Origin of the sequence: Streptacidiphilus jeojiense, assembly GCF_000719095.1 — a bacterium.
GTDB lineage: Bacteria > Actinomycetota > Actinomycetes > Streptomycetales > Streptomycetaceae > Streptacidiphilus > Streptacidiphilus jeojiensis.
Genome location: NZ_JOEH01000001.1, coordinates 111319 through 133377, shown reverse-complemented (window position 1 = coordinate 133377; position 22059 = coordinate 111319). Strand labels below are relative to the sequence as shown.

21 protein-coding genes are annotated in these 22059 nt (G+C 72.7%); 11 read left to right on the top strand and 10 right to left on the bottom strand.

Going from position 1 to position 22059, the window contains the following annotated elements; genetic code table 11:
• Positions 1-22: 22 nt before the first annotated feature.
• The 4 genes from IF29_RS0100605 to IF29_RS0100590 all read right to left on the bottom strand — a co-directional run bounded on the left by IF29_RS0100605 (position 23) and on the right by IF29_RS0100590 (position 4703).
• On the bottom strand, positions 23-1753 hold the full coding sequence (locus tag IF29_RS0100605; RefSeq protein WP_030248173.1) for an SDR family oxidoreductase: 1731 nt from the start codon (positions 1751-1753) through the stop codon (positions 23-25).
• Positions 1750-2613, bottom strand: a complete 864-nt coding sequence (locus IF29_RS0100600) for a M24 family metallopeptidase (protein WP_157623530.1) — start codon at positions 2611-2613, stop codon at positions 1750-1752. Before IF29_RS0100600 ends, IF29_RS0100605 begins: the two co-directional genes overlap by 4 nt.
• Positions 2614-2627: 14 nt before the next feature.
• Positions 2628-3740 carry a PDR/VanB family oxidoreductase gene (locus IF29_RS0100595; protein ID WP_030248171.1) on the bottom strand — a complete coding sequence of 371 codons (1113 nt, stop codon included), beginning with the start codon at positions 3738-3740 and terminating at the stop codon, positions 2628-2630.
• Positions 3741-3809: 69 nt separating this feature from the next.
• On the bottom strand, positions 3810-4703 hold the full coding sequence (locus tag IF29_RS0100590; protein ID WP_030248170.1) for a metal-dependent hydrolase: 894 nt from the start codon (positions 4701-4703) through the stop codon (positions 3810-3812).
• A gap of 78 nt (positions 4704-4781) precedes the next feature.
• Between IF29_RS0100590 and IF29_RS0100585 the strand changes: the two genes are divergently transcribed.
• The 5 genes from IF29_RS0100585 (at position 4782) to IF29_RS0100565 (ending at position 10445) form a co-directional block, all read left to right on the top strand.
• Positions 4782-5426: a TetR/AcrR family transcriptional regulator gene (locus IF29_RS0100585; RefSeq protein WP_030248166.1), complete on the top strand. Its 645-nt coding sequence runs from the start codon at positions 4782-4784 to the stop codon at positions 5424-5426.
• Between the two features lie 160 nt (positions 5427-5586).
• Entirely contained in the window at positions 5587-6948 is a 1362-nt protein-coding gene (locus tag IF29_RS0100580) for an FAD-dependent oxidoreductase (RefSeq protein WP_030248164.1), read from the top strand.
• 117 nt (positions 6949-7065) lie between these two features.
• Entirely contained in the window at positions 7066-8295 is a 1230-nt protein-coding gene (locus tag IF29_RS0100575; protein ID WP_332262520.1) for a YihY/virulence factor BrkB family protein, read from the top strand.
• A 67-nt stretch (positions 8296-8362) separates the two neighbouring features.
• Complete coding sequence (locus IF29_RS0100570) at positions 8363-8803, top strand: hypothetical protein (protein ID WP_030248161.1); 441 nt, start codon at positions 8363-8365, stop codon at positions 8801-8803.
• Between the two features lie 85 nt (positions 8804-8888).
• Positions 8889-10445: an MFS transporter gene (locus tag IF29_RS0100565; protein WP_232241961.1), complete on the top strand. Its 1557-nt coding sequence runs from the start codon at positions 8889-8891 to the stop codon at positions 10443-10445.
• Positions 10446-10467: 22 nt separating this feature from the next.
• On the opposite strand, the gene IF29_RS0100560 is transcribed toward IF29_RS0100565, so the two are convergent.
• Positions 10468-11499, bottom strand: coding sequence for a L,D-transpeptidase (locus IF29_RS0100560; protein WP_051724728.1), 1032 nt, complete (start codon positions 11497-11499; stop codon positions 10468-10470).
• Positions 11500-11757: 258 nt separating this feature from the next.
• Between IF29_RS0100560 and rsgA the strand changes: the two genes are divergently transcribed.
• The gene (gene rsgA, locus IF29_RS0100555; protein WP_030248155.1) at positions 11758-12867 is read left to right on the top strand and encodes a ribosome small subunit-dependent GTPase A; all 1110 of its coding nucleotides are present in this window, start codon (positions 11758-11760) and stop codon (positions 12865-12867) included.
• Position 12868: 1 nt separating this feature from the next.
• Here the strand turns inward: rsgA and IF29_RS0100550 are convergent, their stop codons facing one another.
• The gene (locus IF29_RS0100550) at positions 12869-13027 is read right to left on the bottom strand and encodes a hypothetical protein (RefSeq protein ID WP_157623497.1); all 159 of its coding nucleotides are present in this window, start codon (positions 13025-13027) and stop codon (positions 12869-12871) included.
• Positions 13028-13225: 198 nt separating this feature from the next.
• Here IF29_RS0100550 and IF29_RS0100545 point away from each other — a divergent pair, with 198 nt between their 5' ends.
• Both IF29_RS0100545 and IF29_RS0100540 read left to right on the top strand, forming a co-directional pair.
• Positions 13226-13918: a DUF4230 domain-containing protein gene (locus IF29_RS0100545; protein WP_084713307.1), complete on the top strand. Its 693-nt coding sequence runs from the start codon at positions 13226-13228 to the stop codon at positions 13916-13918.
• Between the two features lie 141 nt (positions 13919-14059).
• The gene (locus IF29_RS0100540) at positions 14060-14929 is read left to right on the top strand and encodes a sulfotransferase family protein (protein WP_232241960.1); all 870 of its coding nucleotides are present in this window, start codon (positions 14060-14062) and stop codon (positions 14927-14929) included.
• A gap of 20 nt (positions 14930-14949) precedes the next feature.
• On the opposite strand, the gene IF29_RS0100535 is transcribed toward IF29_RS0100540, so the two are convergent.
• Positions 14950-15441: a rhodanese-like domain-containing protein gene (locus tag IF29_RS0100535; protein ID WP_030248148.1), complete on the bottom strand. Its 492-nt coding sequence runs from the start codon at positions 15439-15441 to the stop codon at positions 14950-14952.
• Between the two features lie 121 nt (positions 15442-15562).
• Between IF29_RS0100535 and IF29_RS0100530 the strand changes: the two genes are divergently transcribed.
• Positions 15563-17110: an AlkA N-terminal domain-containing protein gene (locus tag IF29_RS0100530; protein WP_030248145.1), complete on the top strand. Its 1548-nt coding sequence runs from the start codon at positions 15563-15565 to the stop codon at positions 17108-17110.
• A 14-nt stretch (positions 17111-17124) separates the two neighbouring features.
• Positions 17125-17622 (top strand): methylated-DNA--[protein]-cysteine S-methyltransferase, encoded by a 498-nt coding sequence (locus IF29_RS0100525; protein WP_030248143.1) that lies wholly within the window; start codon positions 17125-17127, stop codon positions 17620-17622.
• Positions 17623-17722: 100 nt separating this feature from the next.
• Here the strand turns inward: IF29_RS0100525 and IF29_RS0100520 are convergent, their stop codons facing one another.
• Together IF29_RS0100520 and IF29_RS0100515 are read right to left on the bottom strand one after the other, a co-directional pair.
• Positions 17723-18229, bottom strand: coding sequence for a MarR family winged helix-turn-helix transcriptional regulator (locus tag IF29_RS0100520; RefSeq protein ID WP_051724727.1), 507 nt, complete (start codon positions 18227-18229; stop codon positions 17723-17725).
• Positions 18230-18264: 35 nt separating this feature from the next.
• The gene (locus IF29_RS0100515) at positions 18265-19263 is read right to left on the bottom strand and encodes a hypothetical protein (protein ID WP_030248139.1); all 999 of its coding nucleotides are present in this window, start codon (positions 19261-19263) and stop codon (positions 18265-18267) included.
• Positions 19264-19496: 233 nt separating this feature from the next.
• Between IF29_RS0100515 and IF29_RS43100 the strand changes: the two genes are divergently transcribed.
• Positions 19497-20963 (top strand): hypothetical protein, encoded by a 1467-nt coding sequence (locus tag IF29_RS43100; RefSeq protein WP_051724726.1) that lies wholly within the window; start codon positions 19497-19499, stop codon positions 20961-20963.
• A gap of 25 nt (positions 20964-20988) precedes the next feature.
• Here IF29_RS43100 and IF29_RS0100505 read toward each other — a convergent pair whose 3' ends face one another.
• Entirely contained in the window at positions 20989-21978 is a 990-nt protein-coding gene (locus IF29_RS0100505; RefSeq protein ID WP_030248135.1) for a DUF4328 domain-containing protein, read from the bottom strand.
• Between the last annotated feature and the right edge of the window lie 81 nt (positions 21979-22059).

Here is a 22059-nt window from a genome sequence, read left to right as displayed (position 1 = left end):
CACCGTAGTTCGCTCCCTGCCCCTAGCCCAGTCTGAACCGGGCCGCTGTCCGGATCAGGCCGGGGGAGAGCCGGCCCAGTACCCGGGCGGCCTTGGCCTCCACCGTCACCGGGACGAAGGGGCGGTCGTCGGCGACCGCCTTGACGATCGCGGCGGCGACCTTCTCGGGCGGGAAGTTGCGGCGGGCGTAGAGCCCGCTGACCCGGCGGCGCTGGGCGGTCTGCTCGGCGTCGTCCAGTCCGGAGAAGGTGGTGCTGCGGGTGATGTTGGTGTTGACGATGCCCGGGTAGATCGCCGACACCTTGATGCCCTGCCCGGCCAGCTCGGCCCGCAGGCAGTCGGAGAGCATGGAGACCCCGGCTTTGCTGGTGGCGTAGGCGGCCAGCATCCGGGACGGCAGGTAGGCGGCGGCCGAGGCCAGATTGACGATGTGTCCGCCCTCGCCGCGCGCGGCCATCAGCGCGCCGAAGGCGCGGCAGCCGTGGATGACGCCCCAGAGGTTGACGTCCAGCACCCGCTTCCACTCCGCCTCGGTGGTCTCCAGGAAGCTGCCCGAGTGCCCCACGCCGGCGTTGTTGACCAGCACGTCGGGGACCCCGTGCTCGGCGGCGACCTTGGCCGCCAGGGCGTCCATGGCGGCGCCGTCGGAGACGTCCACCTGGTAGGCGTGGGCGGTCGCGCCCAGCAGCCGGGCCAGCTCGACGGTGCGCTCGGCGGACTCCAGGTCCCGGTCCAGCAGCACCACCTCGGCACCGCGCTCGGCGAAGGCCAGCGCGGTGGCCCGGCCGATGCCGCTGCCGGCGCCGGTCAGCACCACCAGCCGGCGCGGGGCCCTGGGCAGCGCCGGCCCGCCCTCGTGGTGGGCGGTGAACTCGCGGACCATCCGTGCCACGGTGGTTCCCTTCTCCAGCAGCGCTCCCCAGTGGCCGACCGGGATGGTGCGCCGCCACAGCTGCGGCGCCCATCGCTCCAGGCCCTCGGTCAGCGCCGGACTGACGTAGTTGTCCTCGGTGAGGGTGATCGTCTGCACCGGTACCAGGGTCGGCCGCTGCCCGGGGTTCAGCAGCCGGGGCAGCATGTTGGCGCGGTAGAGCCCGATGCCGCGCACCGCGTCCCCGGCCAGCTCCCGGGCGGACCGGGGGTCGCCGGCTCTCGGGGTGACCCCCTCGACCAGGCGCAGCACCGAGTCCCAGCGGGCCGCCAGCCCGTGCTGCCAGGCGAGCGGTGCCAGCCCGGGCAGGTGGAAGGCGACGATGTACCAGGAGTGCGCCGCCTGCCCGGCCAGCTGGGCGAGGTGACGGGGCGTCGGCCTGGCGAAGCGGTGCCGGGCCCAGTGGCCGATGTGGTCCAGACAGGGCCCGGAGATGGAGGTGTAGGAGGCGATCCTGGCCTCCGCGCCGGGGCGGGTGACCGCCTCCCAGGACTGGATCGAGCCCCAGTCGTGCGCCACCACGTGCACCGGCCGGTCCGGGCTGACGGCGTCAGCGACGGCCGTCAGATCGTCGGCGAGGTGCTCCAGACGGTAGTCGCGGACCCGCTCGGGCCGGCCCGAGCCGCCCGCCCCGCGCACGTCGTAGCGGACCACGTGGTGGTCGGCGGACAGGTCGGCGGCGACGTCGTCCCAGACCCGGTGGGTGTCGGGGTAGCCGTGCACCAGGACCACGGTGGGGTGGGCCGGGTCGCCCTCGGCGTGGACCGAGAGCGGCAGCCCGGAAGGTCCGGTGACGGTGAGGTGGCGGGCGGCGGCGGTCATCGGCTCTGCTCCCAGCGCCGCACGTGCGGCAGGTCGTCGTCCAGCCAGTAGGCGTCGTCTTCGGTGACCACCAGCAGCTCCTCGAACTTCAGCCCCACGTCCCGGAAGCCCACGTGCGGCTCCACCGCCCACAGCCCCGGCGTCGGCGGGTGCTGCGAGGAGCGGCCGTCGGCCCAGAGCGGGCTGCGGCCCTGGACCCGCTCGCTGACCAGTTCGCGGCCCAGCGTCTGCAGGGTGCGCACGCCGAAGCCGAACAGGTTCACCCCGGCCGGGCCGCGCTGGACCGTCCTGGTCACCTGGTGGCCGATCACCCGGCCCGGGTAGACCCGGTGCCGGTTGTCGTAGCCGTGCTTGGCGATCAGCGCGTCCACCGAGGCGTACACCTCGTTCAGCGGCCGTCGGGCCCGCACCTCACGGAGGATCAGCTCGCGGTATTCGCGCAGGTCCTGGGCGATCATGTCCCAGATCGGGTTGTCGCCGACCTTCCCGGCGTAGCCGATGTCGGCGGTGTAGCCGTCCACCACCGGGGCGCAGTCCAGGACGAAGCACATGCCCTCCTCCAGCCGCCTGCCGCTGGCGAAGAACTGCAGCGGGGTGCGGAAGTGCCGGAAGGCGGTGCGGTCGCCGAACCAGGCGAAGGGGATGTGGAAGAAGTCCTGGACCCCGGCCGCGACCAGCTCGCGCCGCAGCCGGCCGGCGGCCTCCCGCTCGGTGACCCCGGGGGCCAGCCAGGCGGCGACGCTCTCGGCGCAGCCGTAGGCGAGCTGCTGCAACTCGCGGAACCGGTCCAGGTCCTGGGTGTCGTAGGGGAAACGGGGCGGGCTCTTCACCGCTGTGGTCATCGAGGTCATCGAGGTCATCGGGGTCATCGGGGTCATCCGTCCAGTTCGAGGCATTCGCCCTCGGGGGCGCGGGACACGCAGACGAGCATCTGGCCCTCGGCCCGCTCCTGGTCGCTGAGTCTGCGGTCGCGGTGCTCGACCGTACCGGCCGTGACGCTGCGCCGGCAGACGCCGCAGAAGCCCTGGCGGCAGGAGTACGGCGTGGCCGGGTCGTGGTCGCGGAGCACGTCCAGGGCGGAGCGGTCGGCGGGGACGGCCAGGGTCACCCCGCTGCGGCGCAGCCGCAGGGTGAACGGCCGGCCGTCCTTGACCGGGGCGGCGCTGAAGCGTTCGAAGTGCAGCGCCCGGGCGGGGGATTCGTCGAAGGCGGCGCGGACCGCGTCCAGCATCGGTGCCGGGCCGCAGACGTAGACCGCGGCGCCGGGGGCGGGGGCGTGGCCGAGCAGTTCGGCGGCGTCGGCCGGTCCGCCGTGCTCGTCGTCGGGGCGGAACACCACACGGCTGCCGTCCGGGTCGAGCGCGGCGAGTTCGGCGGCGAAGGGCATGGAGGCGCGGGAGCGCCCGGTGTGGACCAGCCGCCAGTCCAGTCCGCGCCGGGCCGCCTCGCGGGCCATCGGCAGCAGCGGGGTGATACCGATGCCGCCGGCGATCAGCAGTACGGCCGGGTCGGCGGCGAAGGGGAAGGCGTTGCGCGGGTGACTGACCGTCAGTCCGCTGCCGACGGCGAGGTCCTGGTGGACCTCCAGGGAGCCGCCGGCGCCGCCGTCGATCCGGCGTACCGCGATCCGGTAGCTGCCACGGTCGGCCGGGTCGCCGTTGAGCGAGTACTGCCGGCGCAGCCCCGAGGGCAGGTCGACGTCCAGGTGGGCGCCGGGCTGCCAGCCGGGCAGCGGGCCGCCGCCGGGAGCGGCGGGGCGCAGTTCCAGCGAGACGACGTCCTCGGCCTCGACGGTGCGGGCGGCCACCACGACCTGGAGCCGGGCCGGCGTCAGCGGTAGCGGGCCGCGGCGGCCGTAGCGGTTCCTGCGGGTGCTGACGGGCAGGTACAGGCGGGTGGCCCGGTCCAGGAAGCGCATGAAGCGGTCGTCGCGTCCGCGTCCGTACAGGTCGGGCGGGGGCGGCAGCGGGGTGGGTTCGGGGCTCATGGGATGGCGTGGTCCTCGGGGTCGGTCCGCGGGGGGCGGTGCGCGGTTCGGTGCGCGATCAGTGCGCGATCAGTGCGCGGCGGCGCGGGCGGCCGGGGAGCTGCCGAGGTAGGCGACGGCCTGCCGGGTGGAGCCCTCCTGGGTCGGGTGGTAGTCGCGGCGCAGGTAGCGGGCGGCCGAGCGGGCGGCCCTGCCCAGGTGCGGCAGCAGCCCTCGTCCGGACGCCGCCGTGTACGCCCGCCAGCTGGGCCGCGCCGCGCCGGGCCGCAGCGTCGGATCGTTGGCCATCAGGAACCGGACGCCGCGGACCCACAGCTGCACCAGCACCGGGCCGGTGATCGCCATGGCCCGGATGCGTCGGGCGTATCCCGGGTCGAGGTGCCGGAGCAGGTCGAAGGCGACGCTCCGGTGCTCCACCTCCTCGGCGCCGTGCCAGCGGAGCAGGTCCAGCATCACCGGGTCGACCCCGGCCCGGTCCAGCCCGTCCGCGTTCAGCACCCAGTCGCCGAGGAAGGCGGTGAAGTGCTCGATGGCGGCGATCACGGCGACCCGTTCGATCAGGTTCTCCCGGGCCGCCGTGCCGGTCAGCTCCGGGTGCTCGCCCAGCACCCGCTGGAACAGGTACTCGGCCTGCCGGGTGTAGGGACGAGGGTCCAGCCCCTTGGCGAGCAGGTGGTCCAGCACGCCCTGGTGCGCCTCGGCGTGGATCGCCTCCTGGCCGACGAAGCCCAGCACCTCCTCGCGCAGCCGCTCGTCGCGGATCAGCGGCAGCGCCTCCTTGAAGGTCCGGACGAACCAGCGCTCGCCCTCGGGGAGCAGCAGGTGCAGCACATTGATGACATGGGTGGCCATCGGCTCGCCGGGGATCCAGTGCATCGGCAGCGCGTTCCAGTCGAACTGCACGTTCCTGGGCTGCAGGACCAGGTCGTGGTGCTCGCCGTCCCCGGCCGGGCTGTGGGGCATGGGTCCTCCCTGACCGATGTCTTATTGATGCTTACTCAACAGTAGGGTCTATTGAGGACAAGTCAATAGACTGTGCACATGGTTCGTTCCGCCGGCTCCCGGCTGTCTCCCGCCGACCGCAAGACGCAGATCCTCGCCGCCGCCCGCGGCCTGCTGGAGCGTCGCAGCATCGAGGACCTGTCGGTGGAGGCGGTGGCCGACGAGGTGGGGGTCTCGCCCGGGCTGCTGTTCCACTACTTCGGCTCGCAGCGCAGGCTGCGGCACGCGGTGCTGCGTGCCGTGGCCTCGGAACTGCTCGACCACGTCCGCCCCGACCCCGCGCTCACCGCCTCCGCGCAGCTGCGTTCCGGTATCGACACCTTCGTCGAGCAGGTCTCCCGGCACCCCTCGGTCTACCTCGCCGTGGTCCGGCTGACCACCACCGGCGACAACCCGGAGATGAAGGCGCTGCACCGGGCCATGCGGACCACCTTCACCGAGTGGATCACCGAGGGGCTGGTGGCGGCCGGGATGCCGCCGAACCCGTCGGTGGCGATGGCGGTGCACGGGTGGCAGGCCTTCATGGAGGAGGTGGTGCTGGCCTGGCTGGACCAGCCGGCGGCGGAGCGGATGGACCGCGCCGAGCTGGTGGAGCTCTGCCACCGGGCCTGCTACCAGCTGGTGATGGTGGCCCTGGACGACCCCGAGGCCTGGGAGCGGATGCTGCCGGCGCTGCGGGCCTGAGCGGGATCCGGCCCAAGCCGGGTGCAGCCGGTTCTTGGAGGGGTCATAAGTTCGGCTTATGCACTCATAGACCGGGGCCGGGTACTGTTCCTCGATCACTCTTAGGCATGCTTACCCTTACCGGAGTCTCGTCTGCCGTCCAGATCGAAGGAAACGCCACATGCCTCGCCCTCTGCGGGTCGCCATCGTCGGAGCCGGCCCTGCCGGCATCTACGCCGCCGACGCCCTGATGAAGTCCGACGTCGCGGCCGACCCCGGTGTCTCCATCGACCTGTTCGAGCGGATGCCGGCCCCCTTCGGACTGATCCGCTACGGCGTCGCCCCGGACCACCCGCGGATCAAGGGCATCATCACCGCGCTGCACCAGGTGCTCGACAAGCCGCAGATACGTCTCTTCGGCAACATCGACTACCCCGGTGACCTCAACCTGGACGACCTGCGCCAGTTCTACGACGCCGTCATCTTCTCCACCGGCGCCAGCGCCGACCGGGCGCTGAACATCCCCGGCATCGAGCTGGACGGCTCCTACGGCGCCGCGGACTTCGTCTCCTGGTTCGACGGCCACCCGGACGTCCCGCGCACCTGGCCGCTGGAGGCGGAGAAGGTCGCCGTCCTCGGCGTCGGCAACGTCGCCCTGGACGTGGCCCGGATCCTCGCCAAGACCGGGGACGAGCTGCTCCCCACCGAGATCCCGGCCAACGTGCACGAGGGGCTGGTCGCCAACAAGGCGCTGGAGGTGCACGTCTTCGGACGCCGCGGCCCGGCCCAGGCCAAGTTCAGCCCGATGGAGCTGCGCGAGCTGGACCACTCGCCGAACATCGAGGTCATCGTCAACCCCGAGGACATCGACTACGACGAGGGCAGCATCGCCACCCGCCGCTCCAACAAGCAGGCCGACATGGTCGCCTCCACGCTGGAGAACTGGGCCATCCGGGACGTCGGCGACCGCCCGCACAAGCTCTTCCTGCACTTCTTCGAGTCCCCGACCGAGGTGCTCGGCGAGGACGGCCGGGTGGTCGGGCTGCGTACCGAGCGCACCGAGCTGGACGGCACCGGCAATGTGAAGGGGACCGGCAGGTTCACCGACTGGGACATCCAGTCCGTCTACCGTGCCGTCGGCTACCTCTCCTCCGAACTGCCCAAGCTGCCCTGGGACGAGGAGACCGGCACGGTGCCGCACGAGGCCGGACGGGTCGTCGAGAACGGCGAGCACCTGGCCTCCACGTACGTGACCGGCTGGATCAAGCGCGGTCCGGTGGGCCTGATCGGCCACACCAAGGGCGACGCCAACGAGACCGTCGCCAACCTGCTGGCCGACTTCCAGGCCGGGAGGCTGGCGGAGCCGGCTGCGCCGGAGGAGGACGCGGTGACGGAGTTCCTGGCGTCGTCGGGGGTGCGGTACACGACCTGGGACGGGTGGTACCGGCTGGACGCGGCCGAACGGGCGCTCGGAGAGGCGCAGGGGCGGGAGCGGGTGAAGATCGTTCCGCGGGACGGGATGCTGGAGGCTTCGGGGGCGTAGGGGGGTGGGGGGCGAGGTTGTGCGGCCGGTGCACGGAGGTGCGTGGTTTGTCGCGCAGTTCCCCGCGCCCCTGAGCGTGTGCCTGGTCGGGGTCTGCTGGTTGGATACTCTCTGAGGGTGCAACCAGCAGGCGAAACGCCACCCCCCAAGGCCCGGCACAGAGCCAGGCCGTCCCGGCGCGCCGGTGGGCGGCGGGCGGGCGCGCCGTACCGGACGATCGCCTGGCAGCTGGTCAAGGACACCACCAACACCTGCATGGAGTACCGGGTGACCGGGCTCGCCGCCGAGGTCGCCTTCTTCACGCTGATGTCGGTGCCGCCGCTGCTGCTCTGTGTCGCGGGGACACTGGGCTACCTCAGCGCCGGCACCATCAAGGTGCTGGAACAGGACATCCTGAACGCGGCGGCGACCGTGCTGTCCCCCTCCTCCATCGATCAGACCGTCAAACCCCTGTTGAACAGTGTCTTCAGCTCCGGCCGGCCCGACCTGATCTCGATCGGCTTCATGCTGGCGCTCTGGTCCGGCTCCCGGGCGCTCTACGTCTTCGTCGAGACCGTGACCATCATGTACGGGCTGGAGGGCAAGCGCGGGATCATCCACACCCGGATGCTGTCGCTGGGCCTCTACATCGTCGCGCTGATCGTCGGCACCATCGTGCTGCCGCTGGTGGTGGCCGGCCCCGGGCAGGTGGTCGACGCCTTCCCGGAGTCGGCGGGGCTGGTGCACGCGCTGTACTGGCCCGGGGCGATGGTGCTGTCGGTGGTCTTCCTCACCACCCTCTACCACGTGGCCGTCCCGGTGCGGACGCCGTGGAAGGAGGACCTGCCCGGGGCCCTGGTCGCGCTGCTGGTGCTGGTGATCGGCAGCGGGGTGCTGCGGTTCTACCTGGTGCACGCCGTCGAGGGGCCGACCGTGTACGGGTCGCTGGCCGCGCCGGTCGCGGTGCTGCTGTGGATCGGCGTGACCGCGATGGCGGTGCTGGTCGGCGCGGCGATGAACGCCGCCATCGACCGGATGTGGCCCAGCCGCGAGACCGCGATGGCCAGGGCCGAGAACGAGCGGGCCCGCGAGGAGGCCGCTGCGGAGCTGATACGCCGCGCCGAGGCGCGCCGGGCGGCGGTGCGCAACAAGGCCGCCAACCCGGCGCCGGAGGGCGAGGAGGCGGAGGGCGAGGCCCCGTCCGAGTACCCGGAGCGCTGGGCCGACTTCCTGGCGCCGACCAACCTCCGCGACCGGATCCAGTCCAGGAAGATCCGCCGCCGCAACCCCTACCCGCCGCCCGAGGACCCGAAGGACCAGCGCAGGCGCGGCGGCTGGGAGCGCGGCCGCCGCGGCCGCGGGCTCTGACCCCGGGTCAGGCCCGGATGTCCGGATCCTGCTGCGTCACCCGTCCGGAGATGGAAAGAATGTACGCATGGGTGACGGGTGGATCGCGCTGATCGCGGCCGGCGCAGCAGTCGCGGGCGGCCTGGTGACCGGGGGGTTCACCCATGTCGCCGGCGCCCGGCGGGCGGACGCGGTGCTGGAGGCGGTGCTGACGGCCTTTCGGGACCAGCGGACCGCCCGTGAGCTGGAGCTCAGGCGCGGCGCCTACGCGGACTTCCTGGCCGCCGCCGAGGTGCTGGTGCTGACCCGCAGGACCCGGGTCGGCGACGCCTCCGACCTGCCGGCGCTGCGCCGCGCCTTCGCCGCGGTGCTGCTGGCGGGGCCCCCGGAGGCGTGCGGCGCCGCACGTGAACTGGTCGACCTGCTCGGCACCGGGCACGGCTCGCTGGACCAGGTCGAGGCCCGCAGGGAGGCCTTCGTCGAGGCGGCCCGGCAGGCACTGCGCCCGGGTGAGGTCGTCAGCGCGTAGACCTCCGTCCGCCTGCTCGGTCACACCGGGAGCCGCTACTCTCAGCGTCCGTACAGGCTGACCAGACGACGGGGGAGCTGACCGAGTGAGCAGTGTGAGTACGGGGTCCGTGGGGACGGGCCGGAAGAACCTGGTGCTGACCGCGATGATCTTCGCGGTGGCGATGACCTTCATCGACCAGACGATCGTCTCGATCGCGGCACCGAAGATCCAGAGCGAGCTCGGGTTGTCGAGCACCGGGATGCAGTGGGCGGTCAACTCCTATCTGCTCACCATGGCGGCGCTCTTCGCCTACGGCGGCCGGCTGGCCGACACCGTGGGCCACCGCAAGATGGTCACCATCGGGGTGATCGTCTTCGCCGGTGCCTCCGCGCTGTGCGGGCTGACGCCCAAGGGCAGCCTGGCCGAGACCTGGATCGTGGCCTTCCGCGCGCTGCAGGGCGTGGGCGGCGCGATCATGTACCCGGCGGCGCTGGCCATCGTGGTGAACACCTACGAACTGCGGGAGCGCGGCCGGGCGCTGGCCCTCTTCTTCGGCATCGCCGGCGGTCTGACCGCGGTGGGGCCGCTGCTCGGCGGCTACCTCAGCGCCTGGACCTGGCGGGCCATCTTCTGGGTCAACATCCCGATCGCGCTGATCGCGCTGGTGCTGATCGTGCTGTCCAAGCCGGAGACCCGGCACCGTCCGGCGCCGATGGACTACCGCGGCCTGGTGCTGATCGCCGCCGGGGTCGCGCTCAGCGTCTTCGGCTTCCAGCAGTCGAACATCTGGGGCTGGAGCAACCCCGGCATCGGCCTGAGCATCGGCCTGGGACTGCTGCTGCTGGTGGTGTTCTTCCGCTACGAGAAGACCGTCGCCTCGCCGCTGATGAACGTCTCGATCTTCAGCAACCGGGCGTTCGTGGTCCAGAACGTCATCCTGGGCGTCGCCATGATGGTGTTCGTCCCGATGTTCTTCTTCGCCAGCGAGTACGCCGCCGTCGGCTTGGACGAGAAGCCGTCCCAGGCCGGGGAGAGCCTGCTGTACTTCTTCCTCGGCTTCGTGGTCGCCGCGCAGATCGGCGGGCGGATGCTGGACCGGGTCGGCGCCAAGCGCCCGGTCGTCATCGGCTGCGCCGTCGCGGCGGTCGGCTTCTACCTCTGGGCCCAGCGGTTGACCACACTCGACTTCAACAAGGAGATGTGGATGATCGTCATCGCCGGTGCCGGGATGGGCCTGATGATGGGCCCGGCCAACACCGACGCGGTCAACCGGGCCTCCAGCCTCTCCTACGGCGAGGCCACCGGGATCACCCAGACCGTGCGCAACTACGGCTCCAGCCTCAGCCTGGCCATCCTGGGCACGGTGATGGTCACCGAGACCCGCTCGCACCTGGTCTCCTCGCTCACCGCCCAGGGCCTGACCCACGCCGAGGCGGTCAAGGCGGCCGACGCCAACTCGGGCACCGGCTCCGGCGGCAGTACGGCGGGCATCCCGCACTTCGTCCGGCTGGACTTCGCCCGGGCCACCCAGACCGTCTTCTACATCATGGCCGGGGTGATGGCGGTGGCCTGCCTGGTGGCGCTGTTCGGCCTGCGCCGCGGACTCCAGGAGCAGCCGGAGCCCCAGGAGTCCGACGACTCGGCCGTCACCGCTGCCTGACGGACACTCAGAACAACTGCGGCTACGCGCCGGTGGCGCCCTTGAGGGCGCTGCCGGCGAGCCACTGGGTCCAGCTCAGGTTCCAGTCGCCGTAGCCGTTGCCGGCGGCGACGGTGTCCTTGGAGTGGATCACCTTGACCACGTCGCCGGGGATGACCTCGTTGTAGAAGCTCTTGGCGGTGCCGTCGTCGGCGAGGCCGACGCAGCCGTGGGTGACGTTCTCCTTGCCCCCGTAGGTGTCGGCCCTGGGGTTCTGGTGGACGTAGGTCCCGGACGTGGTGATGTGCACCGCCCAGTAGTAGTAGCCCAGATAGGCGTCACCGAGGCCGACGGTGCGCGAGTCCATCAGCACCTTCTGCGCCTTGTCGAGCACGACCATCACGCCGTTCCAGGTGTCCAGACCGGGCTGGCCCGCGGTGATGGGGATGCGGGTGGTCCTCCCGGCGTTCACCACGGTCATCTGGTGGGTGCGCACGTCCACGGTGGCTATCAGCGAGCGGCCGACGGTGAAGTGCCGTACTGTCTGCGAACCCAGATGCACCGTCACCTCGGTGCCGGGCTTCCAGTAGCTCTGCGGGCGGAAGTCCACCCGCTCGCCATCCAGCAGGTTGCGGTCCTTGATCCAGCTCCAGGCCCCGGTCACGCCGCCGGCCTGGACCGTCAGCCACTGCTCCACCGCGGCCCGCTGCGAGGCCGGGACCGGGTGCGCGAAGGTGACCGAGACGGGCATGCCGACACCGACGGTCTGGCCCTCGCCGACATTGATCTGCGCGTCCGCCAGCACGGCGGGCTCGGGCACGGTGGGTCCGGTGGGGGAGGGCGAGGCCGAGGGGGTGCTCGGGGCGGCCGAGGGCGAGGCGCTCGCGGCGGGCGCGCTGCTCGCCGAGCTGCCGGCGCCGGCCTGCGGAGCACCGCCCAGCCCGGCGGCGGCGTTCGAACCGCTTCCTGCTCCGCCCCCCGCCGAACAGCCGGCCAGCGCCAGCGCGACGAGGGTCGCCGCCCCCGAGCCGATCAGGCCGTTTCTCCGACGGACGGTGCTGCGCTGCGCGTTCATGGTCCCCCCACAAGCGTTTCCGAGTTCTCGAATAGCCTCACGCAACCCCGTTCGAGTTGGTTGCACCCGTACCGGCCGGAAAAACTGATGGCAGCCGGCGCCGGCGCCCGGTTACGCTGGCCGCCGCATCCGGGAGCAGACACAGCGGGGACAGGAGGTGAGGACGTTGATGGCGATCACGGTGCAGCACATCGTTCCCACTCCTGCGGTCCCCGCCTGACGCCACGTCAACCGGGGCCGCCCTTCGAAGGGTCTCCCTTGTCCGACGCTGTCATCAGCACACCTTCCGACACCGCGCATCCGCTCGCCCGCTACGGCTGGGACGAGTTGTGCGCCGAACAGTTCACCCTGCACGCCGGGGCGGGCCTGCTGCCCGGACGGGTCGTCCGGGTCGACCGCGGCCTGTGCGAGGTCGTGGTCGCGGACGGCGGCGAAGCCGTCCCGCTCCGGGCCGACATCGCGCCGGTGGCGGTGCACGACCCGCTGCACTACGTCTGCACCGGCGACTGGGCGGTCGTCGGCCCCGCCGCGTCCGGCCCGGCCGTCCGCGCGCTGCTGCCGCGGCGCACCTCGGTGGTACGGTCCACCTCCTCCAAGCGGTCCGAGGGGCAGGTGCTGGCGGCCAATGTGGACACCGTGGTCATCGCCGTCTCGCTGTCCGTCGAACCCGACCTCGGCCGGGTCGAGCGCTTCCTGGCCCTGGCCTGGGAGAGCGGGGCGCAGCCGCTGGTGGTGCTCACCAAGGCGGACGCGGCCCCCGACGGCGACCACATCAGGGCCGACGTCGAACGGGTCAGCCCCGGCGTCGGCGTCCTCGTGGTCAGCGCCCTGACCGGGCAGGGGATGCCGGAACTCGCCGGCCGCCTGCCCGGCACCAGCGCCCTGGTCGGACTGTCCGGCGCGGGCAAGTCCACCCTGGCCAACTCGCTGACCGGGCGCGCCGGTTCGACCGCCGGAGCGGTCCGCCCGGTCGGCGGCTCCGGCAAGGGCCGGCACACCACCACCGCCCGGGAACTGCTGCCGCTGCCCGGCGGGGGCGTCCTGATCGACACCCCCGGACTGCGCGGAGTCGGCATGTTCGACGCCGCGCAGGGGCTGCAGCAGGCCTTCGCCGAGATCGAGGCGCTGGCGCGGGACTGCCGCTTCGGCGACTGCGGCCATGTCGCCGAGCCCGGCTGCGGGGTGCTGGCGGCCCTGCGGGACGGCCGGCTGGACGAGCGGCGGCTGGACAGCTACCGCAAGCTGCGCCGGGAGAACGAGCGGATTGCGGCGCGGACCGACGCCCGGCTGCGCGCCGAGCAGTTGAGGCGCTGGAAGGCCGCCGACCGGGAGCGGGGTGCGGCGCTGCGGGCGAAGGGACGGCGCTGACTCAGTCGTCCGACGGCCCGCCGTCCGGGGGCCTGCGCCGCCCGCTCCGGTCCCTGGAGCGGCCGCGGGGCAGGCCCTGCCCGTCGTTCCACAGCGTGAAGCCGATCGCGGCGACCGCCAGCAGGGCGATCACGATGCCGACCAGCACCACGCCGACCATGGTGACCTCCCGGAATCCGCCTACCTGTGTGGTGCCCGGTCGGTCCGGCTCCCACACCGGCGGCGACCGGGATCACCCGGTGACAATCCTGTTGCCCGACCGTCGAACTGACGGGTCCTTGGGTCGGCGGGTACGGGGTAGGAGGTGGTCGAGGGCGTCGGAGCGACGCCCCCGGAACCCCTGGCAGAGGAGACAACCATGAGGTCCCTGCGTGGAGACGCGACGGAGACCGAGCGGCCCGTCGTCGAGGAGCGGCGGTACGCCCGGCGCCGCGTCCCCTGGTACATCAGCATCCCGATCACCTTCGTGGTGATCGTCGCGCTCTTCCTCGCCGCCGGGAAGTTCAACTGGCTTCCCTCGCTGCCCAACCCGTTCGGCACCACCACCGTCGACCGCAGCCAGCCGGCGGTGCTCCAGTCGATCGAGAACATGAGCCACTACGAGGCGGCGGACGGCAACTTCCAGCTGGTCGTCGACATCGACAAGGAGGCCAAGTTCCTGCCCTCGGCGCTGCTCGGCAAGCGCACCCTCTACGTCGCGGCCGGCACCGTCGGCTCCTACGTGGACATGGGCAAGGCCGGGGTGACGGTGAGCAAGGACCGCAGGAGCGCGACCATCGTGCTGCCGCACGCCGCGCTGGACAAGACCGCGCTGGACCCGAAGAACTCCTACACCTACGCGGAGCAGCGGGGGCTGTTCAACCGGATCGGCGACTTCTTCTCCAGCAACCCCAACAACCAGCAGCAGCTGGATGTCCTGGCCGCACAGAAGATCGAGGCCGCGGCCGCCGCCAGCGGGCTGACCACCCGCGCGGAGCAGAACACCAGCGCCATGCTCAAGGGACTGCTGGGCTCGCTCGGCTTCACGTCGGTGACGGTCACCTACAAGTGAGCTGAGGCACACGCCAAGGGCACCAGGTCATCAGGGCATCAGGGGAGGTCCGCCGGACGGCGGGCCTCCCTCCCGTTTTCCTGGGAGTATTCCGTCAAATTCTGCGCTCATCCGTTCCTAAGAATTCATTAGGAAAGTTACGTGAGTGTTGCAGCCATGGAGCAGACGCAGCGCAGCAGGGCAGTGGGACGGGCGGTCCGTCGAAGGTCGGAATTCCTCATCGAGGCATTCCGGCCGCCGGGCGTCAAGCCCAGGCGCAGGGTCCATCTGCCCGACCGGGTGCCCAGTACCCGGCTGGTCGACTCCCCGGTCTTTGTGATCTCCACCCAGCGCTCCGGATCCACCCTGCTGCGGGTGCTCCTCAACAGCCACTCGCGCATCCGCGCCCCGCACGAGCTGCACCTGGACTCGCTCCGGGTCGACCTGGGCGCCGACTACGTCGACGGGATCATGGACGAGCTGGGCCTGGCCCGGCAGACGCTGGAGCACCTGCTCTGGGACCGGGTGCTGGACCACGAGCTGCAGCGCAGCGGCAAGGGCGTCATCGTCGACAAGACCCCGTCCAACGCGCTGATCTGGCGCCGCATCTCCACGGCCTGGCCGAACGCCCGCTACCTCTTCCTGCTCCGGCACCCCGGTTCGGTGCTGGAGTCGATGCTGGCCAGGCACAACGACTTCACCCGCGAGCGGGCGATCGACGACGTGGCGACCCAGATCGCCGCCGTGGACGAGGCGCGCCGATGTCTCGACGGCCTGACCCTCACCTACGAGGACCTCACCGCCGAGCCCGAGCGCGAGACCCGCCGCATCTGCGACTACCTGGGCGTCGACTGGGAGCCGCAGATGCTCGACTACGGCAAGCAGGAGCACGGCCCCTTCAAGCCCTACTTCGGCGACTGGAGCGAGAACATCGCCTCCGGCCGGGTCCAGCAGGCCAGGCCGCTCCCGTCGGCGGCCGAGGTCCCCGCGGTGCTCCGCGGCATCACCCGGACCTGGGGCTACCCCGGCTGAGCGGTCGGGCCTGCGGTCGGTCAGCAGGCGCAGGCGATGCCCGAGCGGGGGGCGGTGAGGTCGTCGACCGGGCGCTGCTCGCCGCCTTGGGCGGTGTCGAAGGCGAAACCCTCGCGGACCCAGTACTCGAAGCCGCCGAGCATCTCCTTGACCGGGTGGCCGAGCCGGGCGAAGGCGAGGGCGGCCCGGGTGGCGCCGTTGCAGCCCGGGCCCCAGCAGTAGGTCACCACGGTGGCGCCCGGGGCGACCAGGGCCGGGGCCAGCTCGGCGATCCGGGCGGTGGGGATGTGGACCGCGCCGGGGATACGTCCCTGCGCCCAGGCGGCGTCGCTGCGGGTGTCCACCACGACGATCCCGTCCACCCCGGCCTGCAGGTCGGCGTGGACGTCGGAGACGTCGGCCTCGAAGGCGAGCCGCTCGGCGAAGTGCGCGGCGGCGACGGCCGGCTCGGCCGCGGCGACGGAGAGAACGGCGCTGGTGGGGACGGTGCTGGTGGGGACGGTGGTCGTCATGCTGACTCCTCGGGGCGGCGGTATCGCGTCGCACCGATCATGTCGCCGCAGCCGGGGTGCCCACGAGTGGCGTGAACGCCGGTGCTCGTGAAGATTCCGCCAGCGGGCGGGCCGTACGCCCATGTCCGATTCCCGCCAGTCCTCGGCTTCCGGATGCCGCAGACTGGGAGCTGTGATCGACGAGGAGAGCAGCTACCGAGCGGTGAGCAGCCGCGACGCACGCTTCGACGGCGTGTTCTTCACCGCCGTCCGGACCACCGGCATCTACTGCCGCCCCAGCTGTCCGGCGGTGACGCCCAAGCGGCAGAACGTGCACTTCTACCCCAGCGCCGCCGCCGCCCAGGCCGGCGGCTACCGGGCCTGCCGCCGCTGCCGTCCGGACGCGGTTCCCGGCTCGCCTGACTGGAACCTGCGCGCCGACCTGGTCGGCCGCGCCATGCGCATGATCGGTGACGGGGTGGTCGACCGCGAGGGCGTCTCCGGCCTGGCCGCGCGCCTCGGCTACAGCGAGCGGCACCTGACCCGCGAACTGGTCGCCGAACTGGGCGCGGGACCGCTGGCGCTGGCCCGCTCCCAACGCGCCCACACGGCGCGGCTGCTGCTGCAGACCACCGACGTCAGCGCCACGGACACGGCCTTCGCTGCCGGGTTCGCCAGCGTCCGCCAGTTCAACGACACCATGCGCGAGGTGTACGGGCTCACGCCGACCGAGCTGCGGCACAAGGCGGCCCGCTCGTCCCAGCCGGCCCAGGTGCCGGGGACGATCCCGCTGCGGCTGGCCCACCGGCAGCCGCTGGACGCCGCGCACCTCTTCGACTTCCTGGCGGTCCGGGCGGTGCCCGGCGTCGAGGAGGTCGTTGCGGCGGGCAGCAGGGGCGCGGTCCGCACCTACCGCCGCACGCTGGCACTGCCGGGCGGCCCCGGCGTCGCCGAGGTCGACCAGCCGCGCAGGTCGCAGGGCTGGCTGGACTGCCGGCTGCGGCTGACCTCGCTGCGCGACCTCACCACCGCGGTCCAGCGGATCCGGGCCCTGTTCGACCTGGACGCCGACCCCGACGCGGTCGACCGGGTGCTGGGCGCGGACCCGTGGCTGGCCCCGCTGGTCGCGGCCCGACCCGGGCTGCGGTCGCCCGGCCACGTGGACCCGCAGGAGCTCGCCGTCCGCGCGGTGCTCGGCCAGCAGGTCACGGTCGCGGGGGCGCGGACGCTGGCAGCGCGGCTCGCCGAGCGCTACGGTCTGCGGCTGGCAGCCGCCGACGGGGGCCTGACCTCGCTGTTCCCGTCGGCCGCGGCCCTCGCCGAGGCCGACCCGGCGGACCTGGCGATGCCGGCCGCGAGGCAGCGGGCGCTGCGGGGGCTGTGCGCGGCGCTGGCCTCCGGCGAGCTGGACCTCAGCCCGGGCGTGGACCGGGAGCAGACCTCGGCGGCGCTGCTGGCGCTGCCCGGGATCGGCCCCTGGACCGTCTCCTACGTCCGGATGCGGGCCCTGGGCGACCCGGACGCCCATCTCCCGACCGACATCGGCGTCCGCCACGGGCTGGCCGCGGCCGGCGCCGCCGAGGCGGTCGACGCCTCGGGGTGGCGGCCCTGGCGCTCCTACGCGGTGCACCACCTGTGGGTGGCCGCCACCGAAGCAGGCAAAGAGAAGCAGAAGCAGAAGCAGGACTGACGAGGGAGCATCTGATGACCAGTTACTCGACCATGGACTCACCGCTGGGCGTGCTGCTGCTGGTGGCGGACGGGCAGGGGCGGCTCTCGCATGTGCTCGCGCCCAACACGAAGGGCCAGGTGAGCAGCCCCGACCCGGACTGGATCGAGGATCCGGCGCCGTTCGCCGAGGCCGTCGCCCAGCTCACCGCGTACTTCGAGGGCGAGCTCAAGGAGTTCGACCTGCCGCTGGCCCCGGTCGGCAGTGAGTTCCGGCAGCGGGTGTGGGACGCCCTGGACACCATCCCCTACGGCGCCACCGTCACCTACGGCGAACTCACCTCGGCGGCGGGCCGACCGGCCACGTCGGTACGGGCGGTCGCGGGCGCGGTGGGGGCCAACCCGCTGCTCATCGTCCGCCCCTGCCACCGCGTCCTCGGTGCCAACGGCGCGCTCACCGGCTTCGCCGCGGGGCTCGATGCCAAGAAGCTCCTCTTGGGCCTGGAGTCCAGGGACCAGTCACTTTTCAACTGACCGTCACCACAACAGGGGCGCGGGGCTCTGCTCGATGAAAAGCAGGCGCTGCCAACCATGCACCTCCGTAGAGGGCTGGTCGCGCAGTTCCCCGCGCCCCTTAGGCTGTGGGTGGTTCCTCGCCGAGGGCGATGGCGAGGTGTTCCAGGCCGCCGAGGGCGCCCATCACCGCGGCGCTGTCCTCCGCCGAGATCAACGACAACGCCGCGGCCATCCGCCGCTCGTGCGCCTGCTGCCAGTCGGCCAGCTGGCGGTGCCCCGCCTCGGTCACCGCGATCCTCGCGGTCCTGCGGTCGCCCGGGTCGGCCTGCCGGTCCACGAAGCCGGACTCCAGCAGCTTCCCGATGAGCCCGCTGACGGTGTTCGGCGCCAGCCGCTGACGCGCCGCCAATTCGCCGACCCGCAGCGGCCCCGTGGCCAGCGTCTGCAGCAGTTCGACCTGCGCCATCGGCAGCGACTCCCACGGGTAGTCCGTACGGATGCTGCTGCGCAGGGCGCGACGCAGTCGGGTCACCACGTCGGTGAGTCGCTGCACCTGCGCGGGATCGACGGTGTGGGGAGCTGCGGCGGTCGCCGCGGTCGCTGAGCGGGGGGCAGGATCGGACATGGAGCACAGACTAGTGCGGCGCGCTGTCAGCGCTGCTAGCGGGACACCCAGCCGCGCTCGTACGCGTGCCAGCCGAGCTGCATCCTGGTGGTGACCTCGGCGAGGTCCATCAGCCGCTTCACCCTCCGCTGCACCGTGCGCAGGCCCAGGTCGAGCTGCTTGGCGACGCTCACATCGGTCATCCCCACCAGCAGCAGCGAGAGGATCTGCAGGTCCACGTCCTCCGGCTGCTCACCGGCGTCCCGCACCAGCGCCCGCTTCCCGGAGGCCTCGGACACCCGCAGCGGCAGGGCGGACTCCCAGACCGAGTCGAAGAGCCCGGTCAGGGCCTCCAGCATGCCGCCCGCGCGCACGATCAGGGCGGAGGGTTCGCCGGGGGCGTTCAGCGGGCGCAGCGGCAGCATCGCCAGCGAGCGGTCCGCCATGATCAGCTTGGTGGGCACCCGGTCGGCGACCCGGATCTCCTCGTCCCGGTCCAGGGCGGTGAACAGGGCGACGGCGTTGCCGGGGTCGTCCAGTGCGGCGCGCTCCAGGACCACCCGGTAGTCGACGCCGCGGGCCACGGCGATGGGCTCGGCACCGTTCTCGTCGCCGCTGACCGCGATCGGCGAACTCGTCACCAGGGCCAGCACCTCGTGCTCCGCGCCCAGCTGCAGCTGCTCGAAGCGGTGGCGCACCGCGGCGGCCCCGGTGACCACCTCGATGAGGTCGCCCAGCGAGAGGCCGACGGCGTTGCGGCGGTACTCCTGCGCCAGGATCTCCACCGACCGCTCGGCCTGGGTGAGTTCGTGCCTGCGCTGGGACAGGAGCGCTCCCAGCGCCACCGCGGGCGGCGCGGCCACGTACCGGCCGGGCTCCAGCGAGGACTGCGCGACCAGGCCCAGCTCCTCCAGGACGTCGAGGGAGCCGGCCACCAGGTCGCCGTGGTGCAGGCCGAGCTTGCCGGAGAGCTCGTCGACCGAGGCGGAGCCCAGCCCGACCAGCAGCCGGTAGACCTCCTCGCTCACGTCGTCCAGTCCGACGAAGCCCAGCACCTGACCCGCCTCGCTTTCGCGCCGCCGTCCCGCCCGGGAAGCTGGAGTAATAGGAGTAGTTGAAGGTCATCATGCCTGGCCAGGAGCTTTCCGGGTAGTCGGGACCCTGTGGAGGAAGTGTGGTTGCGCGCCACGGGGTGATCCGATTCGCCCGTTCCGCCCGGTGAGCGGGGTCGGGACGTGGACAATGGCGTCCGTCCGGGGTGCGGAATTGTCGCTGAGGAGACGAATCGATGAGCAGCCAGGGTGGACCCGCGTCGGGTGGGGCGGACGGTTCCTGGTGGGACGCCGTGTACGAGGGGCCGGGGGACGAGGTCCCCGACGCACCGCGGGCCGAGGCCGGAGCCGGGTCGGTGGACGACTGGTTCGACTCGGCCAGCGGCATGCTGAGCGGTGCGGTCCCGTCGCCCCCGGTGCCGCCGTCGCCCCCGGCGTCGCGGAGCGAGGAGGACGCTGCCCCGGGCGGTCCGCCCACCCTGGTCGACGGTCCGCCGAGGGACGCCGAACCGCCGCTGCCGCCGCTGCCGGTGCGTCCGCCCCGGATACCGGCGCTGAAGCCCGACCCCAGGGCCGTCCCCGCGCAGCGGGCCTCGGAGGAATCTGACGACCTGTTCGATCCCTACGACCCCTACGACCCCTATGACGACATCCCGGACATCCCGGTCCCCCCGCTGCCGAGCACCGCACCGAGCACCCCCACGGCACCGAGCATCCCCTCAGCACCGGTGACCCCCGCGCCGCCCGCCGTACCGGCCGCGCCGAAGGTCGCGGCGCCGCGGATCCCGGTGCCCCCGGCCCGACCGCTGCCGGGCGCGCGTCCGACGGAGCGTTCCTCCGGTGACGAGCCGGAGCCCGCGGCGCTTCCGGCGGCCGACCCCGACCTGCTGGTCGGGATGGTCCCGGACACCGCCCTGGACGGGGCCCGCTACGGAACCATGACCCTGCTCGCCGCCTCGGTCCGTGGTGACCGGGCCCGGCGCCGCGGCGAGGTCCGCGGCGACCGGCTGCTGACGCTGCGCTTCGGCGAGGGCAGCGAGGCGCTGCTGCTGGTGGTCATGGCGACCCCGCCCCCCGAGGAGAGCCCCTCGCTCGCCGACGACGCCTGCCGCCAGCTCGCCGCCTCGGTCGGCCGCAGCCGTGGCGAACTGCTGGCCGATCTCCGGGTGGGCGCGCAGGAGCGGCTGCGGTACGGGCTGCAGCGGCTCACCGCCCGGGCCGCGGTCCGGCTGCAGCGGGTGCCGCAGTCGGGCTCGTCCACCGAACTCAGCGGCACCGGCGGATCGTTGCACGCGCTGCTGGCCCCGCTGGACCCGACCAGCAGGCTGCGGGCGGGTTTCGGCCTCGGCCCCGGCGGCCTGCTGCTGCTCGGCGACGACGCCTGGTACGACGCCTACGCCGGACGCCGGCTGGTCGGCTCGCAGCAGCCGGCCGGGGCCGGCGCAGAGAAGCCCTCGGGGGCGCCGCGCAGCCCGGACCGTTTCCGCTTCCGGGTGGTGGTGCCGGAGCCCGGCGACGTGCTGCTGCTCTGCAGTGAGGGCCTGGACCGGCCGCTGCGTGAGGAGCCCGCGGTGTCCGACTTCCTCGCCGACCACTGGGCGCACCCGCATCCGCCGGGCCAGGTCGACTTCCTGCGGCAGATCCAGGTGCGCGCCGAGGGTTACACGGCGGACCGCACCGCGGCGGCGATCTGGGAGGACTGACCCGGCGGGCCGGGGGCGGGCGCGGTCAGTCCTCGGCCTGCCCGGGTACGGCGTCGGCGGGCACGGCGTCGGCCGGTACCGCGTCCGCGGGCTCGACGGCGGCGGGCTCGACCGGGACGGGCTCGGCCGCGGGCTTGGCGAATTCCACGGCCGGAGCGGGAGGCACCGGAGCGGTCCCGTAGACCGGGGCCTGCATCGCCGCTGCCATCGAGTAGGGGTGTCCCGTCCCCGGTCCCTGCATGATCCGCACCTGCTGACGGCTGGTCACCCGACGCACCATCAGGATGCCGAGCACGGCGGCCGCGATCCGCAGCGCCCCGATCACGAACGCCCAGACGAACCACGCGGTGGAGACCGGGACGCTGATGTCGTCGCCCAGTTCGTTGCTGTGCCGCATCAGCATGGCCAGCGGGGCGTAGGGCAGCGCGAAGACCAGCTGGCTCAGGGCGAAGGTCAGCCACCAGAAGGTCACCAGCAGGGTGCGCGGCCGGCGCACCGGCTGCTCGGCCAGCGGCTCGGCGGCCCGCCAGATGTCCCCGGCCACCAGCCGGGGGAGCACCAGGTAGGCGAGCGGGACGAACCAGCCGCCGATCGCCCAGCCGGGGCTCAGCCGCTGCTGGCCCGGGGCCAGCACCGCGGAGAGCCTGGCGGACCTGAAGAACCAGATGATGAAGGTGACGGCGGTGCCGAGGACCAGCAGCAGTTCCAGCACCAGGAGCAGTGCGGCCCCGCCGTCGGTGGCGGTGGCCGCGTCCAGGTGGCTGCCGGAGCCGTCCGCGGCTATCGAGTGCGACAGCGCGAGGCCGTAGCCGTCCAGGCCGACGAAGAGCAGCGACACCAGCAGGCCGACGGCGAACAGGATCTGTACGGCCAGCGCCAGCCCGGTCGGCGCCGTGGGCACGGTGTAGGCGACCGGGTAGTAGGCCGAGGGCGGCGGCTGGGCGCCGCCCCAGCCGCAGGCGGAGCACCGTCCGTAGGGGTCGAGATACGGGGACGAACAGGACGGACAGGGCAAGGTGACTCCACCTGGGAAAGGCCCGCTCATCGGCGGCGGGGCGGCTGATGCTACCGAGCGGCCGGGTGGCCGTCCATCGGC